The sequence below is a fragment of the Salibaculum sp. genome (assembly GCF_035270045.1).
GTDB lineage: Bacteria > Pseudomonadota > Alphaproteobacteria > Rhodobacterales > Rhodobacteraceae > Salibaculum.
Genome location: NZ_DATFIP010000067.1, coordinates 1 through 6,421, shown reverse-complemented (window position 1 = coordinate 6,421; position 6,421 = coordinate 1). Strand labels below are relative to the sequence as shown.

6 protein-coding genes are annotated in these 6,421 nt (G+C 63.9%); all 6 read right to left on the bottom strand.

Going from position 1 to position 6,421, the window contains the following annotated elements; all coding sequences use genetic code 11:
• Positions 1–216: 216 nt before the first annotated feature.
• Positions 217–1,911 carry an adenine deaminase gene (gene ade, locus VJ897_RS11860; protein WP_324055879.1) on the bottom strand — a complete coding sequence of 565 codons (1,695 nt, stop codon included), beginning with the start codon at positions 1,909–1,911 and terminating at the stop codon, positions 217–219.
• Positions 1,912–1,960: 49 nt separating this feature from the next.
• Positions 1,961–2,791, bottom strand: coding sequence for a metal ABC transporter permease (locus tag VJ897_RS11855; RefSeq protein WP_324055878.1), 831 nt, complete (start codon positions 2,789–2,791; stop codon positions 1,961–1,963).
• A complete protein-coding gene (locus tag VJ897_RS11850; RefSeq protein WP_324055877.1) occupies positions 2,791–3,648 on the bottom strand; it encodes a metal ABC transporter permease in 858 nt (285 codons plus the stop codon). The genes VJ897_RS11855 and VJ897_RS11850 overlap by 1 nt, the downstream gene beginning before the upstream one ends.
• Positions 3,645–4,532 (bottom strand): manganese/iron ABC transporter ATP-binding protein, encoded by an 888-nt coding sequence (locus tag VJ897_RS11845; RefSeq protein ID WP_324055876.1) that lies wholly within the window; start codon positions 4,530–4,532, stop codon positions 3,645–3,647. The genes VJ897_RS11850 and VJ897_RS11845 overlap by 4 nt, the downstream gene beginning before the upstream one ends.
• Positions 4,529–5,410, bottom strand: coding sequence for a metal ABC transporter substrate-binding protein (locus tag VJ897_RS11840; protein ID WP_414706739.1), 882 nt, complete (start codon positions 5,408–5,410; stop codon positions 4,529–4,531). The genes VJ897_RS11845 and VJ897_RS11840 overlap by 4 nt, the downstream gene beginning before the upstream one ends.
• Positions 5,411–5,743: 333 nt before the next feature.
• Positions 5,744–6,421, bottom strand: a 678-nt coding sequence (locus tag VJ897_RS11835) for a hypothetical protein (RefSeq protein WP_324055875.1), incomplete at its 5' end; no start/stop codon positions are given.

Sequence of the window (6,421 nt, the reverse complement as noted above, 5' to 3'; positions counted from 1 at the left end):
ACTATACCAATATCGGCTTCCCACTTGCAAAGCCTAAGGACGACTTCTGCCCGATGTCGCCAAAAACGGTCGTTTTTGCCACCTCTTGAGAACCGGACATTCGCACCTGGTGCAGCATCGTAAAATTTGGGCTCAAAGCCGCTATTCGAAACCATCACCGCAAATGCACCGAACCGACCTCGCGCCCGAAGCGATTCCGTGTCGGGCGGCACCGCCCTACCCGATGATCTCGAATTTCGTCACGTCCACCAGCCCCCGGTCGGTGATCTTCAGCGCGGGGATCACCGGAAGCGCGAGGAAGGCCAGTTGCAGGAAGGGTTCCTCCAGCCCCACGCCCAGCGCCTTGGCGGCCGCGCGCAGCTCTTCCAGCCGGGCGCGGACCTCTTCGAAGGGGGCAAGGCTCATCAGACCGGCCACCGGCAGGGCCAGTTCGGCGCGCACCGCGCCGCCCTCGGTCACGACGAACCCGCCCTCCAGGTCCTCAAGCCGGTTCGCGGCCAACGCCATGTCGTCGTAATCGGCCCCGACGACAGCGATGTTGTGGTGGTCATGGCACACGGTCGAGGCGATGGCCCCGCGTTGCAGCCCAAAGCCACGCACGAAACCGGTGGCGATATTGCCGTTGATTCCGTGGCGTTCCACCACCGCGATCTTGACCAGGTCGCGGGCCGGGTCCGGGCGCTTGTCGCCATCCGCGATGGGGATCTCCTCGTGCAGATGCTCGGTGATGATCTTGCCCTCGATCACGCCGATCACGTCCGTTTCCGTCCGGTTGCCGGTGGTGCGGAAATCGGCCGCGGCCACGCGCCGCGCCTTGACCGATCCGCGCCCGATGGGATCGGTGATCCGGCGCGCGGCAAAGGCCGCCTCGCCCACGGGCACCCCGCCGCACCAGACCGCCCGCGCATCGCAAGCCTCCAGTGATCCCAGCGCAACGATATCGGCCCGCTGGCCCGGCGCGATCAGGCCGCGGCCCTTCAGCCCGAAGGCCTCGGCCGCCGAGAGTGACGCCGCGCGATAGGCCGCCAGGGGCGAGACCCCGCGCGCGATGGCGGTGCGGATCATGTAATCGAGATGTCCGTGCTCGCCGATGTCCAGCGGATTCCGGTCGTCGGTGCACAGGCACATGTAGGGCGCTGTGCGTTCATCCAGCAGGGGGATCAGCGCCTCGAGGTCCTTGGACACCGACCCCTCGCGGATCAGCACGCGCATGCCCTTTTGCAACTTCTCGCGCGCTTCTTCGGCGGTCGTCGCCTCGTGTTCCGTGCGGATGCCGGAAGCGATATAGGCATTCAGGTCGCGGCCCGACAACATGGGGCAATGCCCGTCCATGTGGCGCCCCTCGAAGGCCCGCAACTTGGCCATGATGCCGGGATCGCGATGGATCACGCCGGGATAATTCATCACCTCGGCCAGGCCGATCACCTTGGGATGGTCCATGAGCGGCACAAGGTCCGCCGCCTCGATCCGGGCGCCGGCCGTTTCCATCTCCGTCGAAGGCACGCAGGAGGACAGGTTGACGTGAATATCCAGCACCGTTTCCCCCGCCGCATCGAGGAAATAGCGGATGCCGGGCACACCCAGCACGTTGGCGATCTCGTGCGGGTCGCAGATCGCCGTGGTCACACCCAGCGGTGTCACCAGCCGGTCGAACTCGAAAGGCGTGACCAGGCTGCTTTCGATGTGCAGATGGGTGTCGATGAAGCCCGGCACCAGCGTCAGGCCGGAAACGTCCACGATCTCGCGCCCTTCGTAATCTGCGCATGTGCCGACGATGGTATCGCCGCAGATGGCAACATCGCCCTCCAGTATCTGACCCGTGACAAGGTCGAACACCCGCCCCCCGCGCAACACCAGATCGGCGGGCGCATCGCCGCGCCCCTGTTCGATACGGGTTTCCAGATCGCCCATGACGTCCTCCATCGCTTTGACCCAGAGGATCGCAAAGCGCGCGACGCGTCTAGCCCCGCGCTGTTTTCTGTCGGGTCAGGATCAGGCGGCGGGCGAAGGCCAGCAGGAACAGCGCCGTCAGGATCAGGATGATCGTCGGCGCCGGGGCGCTGTTGAGAAAGAAGCTGGCATAGGTGCCGCCCAGCATGGATACCACGCAGACCAGTACCGACACCCAGAGCATCGTCCGGAATTGACGCACCAGCAGGAAGGCAATGGCCCCCGGCGCGATCAGCAGCCCGATGGCCAGGATCAGCCCCACCGCCGACAGGGTCGCCACGATGGTCAGCGACAATGCGGCCAGCAATCCGTAGTGCAGCCAGCCCACCGGCAACCCGGCGGTGCGTGCCTGCGCCGGGTCAAAGGCGTGCAGCAAGAGGTCCTTCCAGCGTAGCAGCAGCGCGCCGCCCACGACCAGAGCCACCCCGCCCGCGGTCCAAAGATCGGCCGCGCCGACCCCCAGCATGTTGCCATAAAGGATGTGATCGAGGTGCATGTTGGTGTCGATCGCGACATACATCACGATCCCCGCCGCGAACATCCCCGAGAAGACCACGCCCATGACCGTATCCGGCTTCACCCGGCTGTTGTCAGCCAGGTAGCCGGTGGCGACGGCGGTGAACATGCCAGCGGCAAAGGCCCCGAGGATCAGCGGCAGCCCAAGGATGAAGGCCAGCACGATCCCGGGCAACACCGCGTGGCTGACCGCGTCGCCCATCAGCGCCCAGCCCTTGAGCACAAGGAAACAGGAGAGCAGCGCCGTGGGCACCGACAGGATCAGCGCGATCCAGAAGGCATTGACCATGAAGCCGAACTGGAAGGGGAACAGCAGCGTTTCCATCAGCTTCGCCCCTCCAGCACGGCGCGAGCCTTGCGCTTGTGGGCCAGCAACCCGTGTTTCGGAGCCAGCAGGAAGGCCGCGAGGAACAGCAAGGTTTGCAGGCAGACGATCACGCCCCCGGTGGCCCCGTTCAGGAAATAGCTGGCATAGGCGCCCAGGAAACTGGTCGCCGCCCCGATGGCGACCGACACGATCAGCAGTCGCTCGAACCGGTCGGTCAGCAGATAGGCCGTGGCCCCCGGCGTCACCACCATGGCGATCACCAGGAAGGCCCCCACCGTCTGCAAGGCCGCCACGACCGAGGCCGACAGCAGCACGAAGAATACCGCCTTGAGCGCCTGCGGGTTCAACCCGACCGACCGCGCATGGCTTTCATCGAAGAAGGTGACCATGAGGTCCTTCCACTTGGCCAGCAGCACCACCATGGACACGCCGCCGATGATCGCCAGTTGCAGCGTGTCACCCGGCGTGATGGCCAGGATATTGCCCATCGTGATCGTCTGGATGTCGATCCCCACCGGGTTGATCGAGACCATGAACAGCCCCAACCCGAAAAAGCTGGTGAAGATCAGCCCGATGATCACGTCCACCTTCAGCCCCGAGCGTTCGGTCAGAAACAGCATGGCCGCCGCCGCCAACCCGCCGGACAGGAAGGCGCCCAGCGCGAAGGGCAGCCCCAGCATGTAGGCCCCGGCCACGCCGGGCACGACCGAATGGCTCAGCGCGTCGCCGATCAGGGACCACCCCTTGAGCATCAGGTAGGCCGACAGGAACGCACAGACCGCGCCGACAAGGGCCGAGACCCACATCGCATTGGTCATGTAACCGTAGGAGAAAGGCTCAAGCAGCAGGCTCATTCCTGCCGCTCCTTTTCCGGTTTCGCCCTGTGCTGGCGGGCCTTCTGGGTTTCCTGCCCGTATTGCACGAAGGGGCGCTCATCGTCTGTCAGGATCGAAATCGCCCGGTCATCGCCATCGTCATGCAGGGCGTCCCCGCCCAGGGTGAAGCGGCGCAAGACCCCGCCGAAGGCCTCTTCGAGTTTCTCGGGCGTGAAGACCTCCTCGGTCGGGCCGTGCGCCAGCACGGTGCCCTTGACCAGGATCGTCCGGTCGCAGAACTCGGGCACCGAGCCGAGATTGTGGGTCGAGACAAGCATCACCCGGCCTTCGTCGCGCAGCTCCTTGAGCAGGGCGACGATCTGGGCCTCGGTCTTGACATCGACCCCGGTAAAGGGTTCGTCCAGCAGGATCACCTGCCCCTCCTGCGCAAGGGCACGGGCCAGGAAGACCCGCTTGCGCTGACCGCCCGACAACTCGCCGATCTGGCGATGGCGATAGGCGGTCATGTTGACGCGGGCCAGGGCCGCTTCCACCGCCGCGCGATCCACGGGTTTGGGCCGCCGCATCCAGCCCATGTGGCCGTAGCGGCCCATCATTACCACGTCCTCGACCAGCACCGGAAAGGCCCAGTCGACCTCTTCGGCCTGCGGAACATAGGCAACCAGGTTTTCCTTGAGCGCCTGCCGCACGGGCTTGTCCAGAAGCGATATCTCGCCCTTGGCCGCGGGAACGAACCCCATGATCGACTTGAACAGCGTCGACTTGCCCGCACCGTTCACGCCCACCAACGCCGTGATCGTGCCGCGCGGCACCTCGAAAGAGGCATCCCAGAGCGCCGTGTGGCCGTTGCGATAGGTGACGGTGACGTCGCGGGCGCAAATGCCTGTCTCGCTGTCCGTCACTGGGTCAGGCCCTCCACCACCGTTTCCGAGGTGACGCGAAGCAGGTCCAGGTAGGTGGGCACCGGGCCGTCCGCCCCCGACAGGCTGTCGACGTAGAGCACCCCGCCGTAGGCCGCGCCGGTTTCGCGGGCCACCTGTTCGGCGGGCCGGGTGCTGACCGTGCTTTCGCAGAAGATCACGGGGATATCGTTGTCGCGCACCCCGTCGATCACCGCGCGGACCTGTTGCGGCGTGCCCACCTGGTCGGCGTTCATCGGCCAGAGATAGAGTTCCCGCAGCCCGAAATCGCGGGCCAGGTAGGAAAAGGCGCCCTCGCAGGTCACAAGCCAGCGCTGGTCCTCGGGAACCCGCGCGACCGAGGCGCGCAGGGGCTCCAGGGTGGCGCGCAGCTCCGCCTTGTAGGCCGCGGCATTGGCGGCATAGGTTTGTGCATTCTCCGGGTCGGCCTCGGCCAGCGCGGCCGCGATATTCTCGATATAGACCAGCGCGTTATCCAGCCCCATCCAGGCATGGGGGTTGGGCTTGCCCTCGTATTCGCCCGCGCCGATGGCGATGGGATCTATGCCCTCGGACACCGTGACCGAGGGGATCTCGCCCAGGTTGTCGACGAACTGCTCGAACCAGAGTTCCAGGTTCAGCCCGTTCCACAGCAGCAGGTCGGCGTCGGAGGCATTCACCAGGTCGCGCGGCGTGGGCTGGTAGTTGTGGATCTCGGCCCCCGGCTTGGTGATCGAGACGACATCGGCGGCCTCTCCGGCCACGTTGCGGGCCATGTCGGCGATGACGGTGAATGTGGTCACGACCTTCAGGCGCTCGGCCTGGGCGGGCACGGCGAACAGGATCAAAAGGGCAGCAAGGCGCAGCATCGGTGTCTCCATGTCATGAGGCTCTTGCCCCGTCTATTTGCAAGTCGTTCGCAAAAGTCAAGGGTCTTGCGAACCGTTCGCAACTAAACGTGGCGCAGTTGAGAACGAGGCCCCAAGCCGCGCGGTCGGCAGGCCGCGGGGTGGCGATCAACGGAGGAATCGGGGCGCTTTATGGCAGCCACGTCCGAAGATGGTCAGAGCACGGCGCAGGCCCACCAGATCGCCAGCCCGACCGGGCGGCCTGGCGACCGCGCGACGTGCGAAGTTGCTGTTTTTCCCGAACTCCGGCGCCCTCGAATGATCGGGTGCCATAGTTGCGCAAAACATCCTTGCGGTTGGTTCGGGTCAAGAAACTCTGAATCTTCGACGAACTGAGAATCCAAACCAGAAGATCATTGCCAAACAAAAATAGGAATAGAATACCTGAATTACCGCTACCCACCATTGCTCTACAATTAGAAGTCGACGGAACGAGAATATAGAAAGTGGCGAAGTAATGCTTTCAGCTGCAGTTACCAACCCTACAGTGAATCTATCAAGAAATGTGGCTTGGTCAGTGAGTATCAGTCGCCAACCCGATAGCGTTATGTCAGGTGATACAGTCACGCCAGTCAGAGACACAAGGCATGAGAATGTGAGCATTGCCCCAATCATCCACAACAATGGCCGCAAAGGCGCTAGACCATAGTTTGCGGTAGCACCCCAAACAACTAGCAGCGCGCGATCAAACCCTGTTGACTCCATACGTTCAATCGAGAGCTCTTTCGCGCGAGCTAGGTGGGCAACTGCAGAGTTCCCTTTTTCCACTGCCCAATTGTGCAGAATTGCCATCGATTCGCGATCTGGCAAAATCGATAGACCTCTTGCGATCTCTTTCTCAAATTCTTTTAGCCGGCGGACATTCTCCAGCCGTGTCCCAGGGGAATCGCAGTTGGCGTTGAGACCCTGAACTGCCCGCTTGCTACGGAGCACGCGATGGATTCTGTGTGGGGAAACGCACCCATTGGAGCCTTTCGCAGCCAT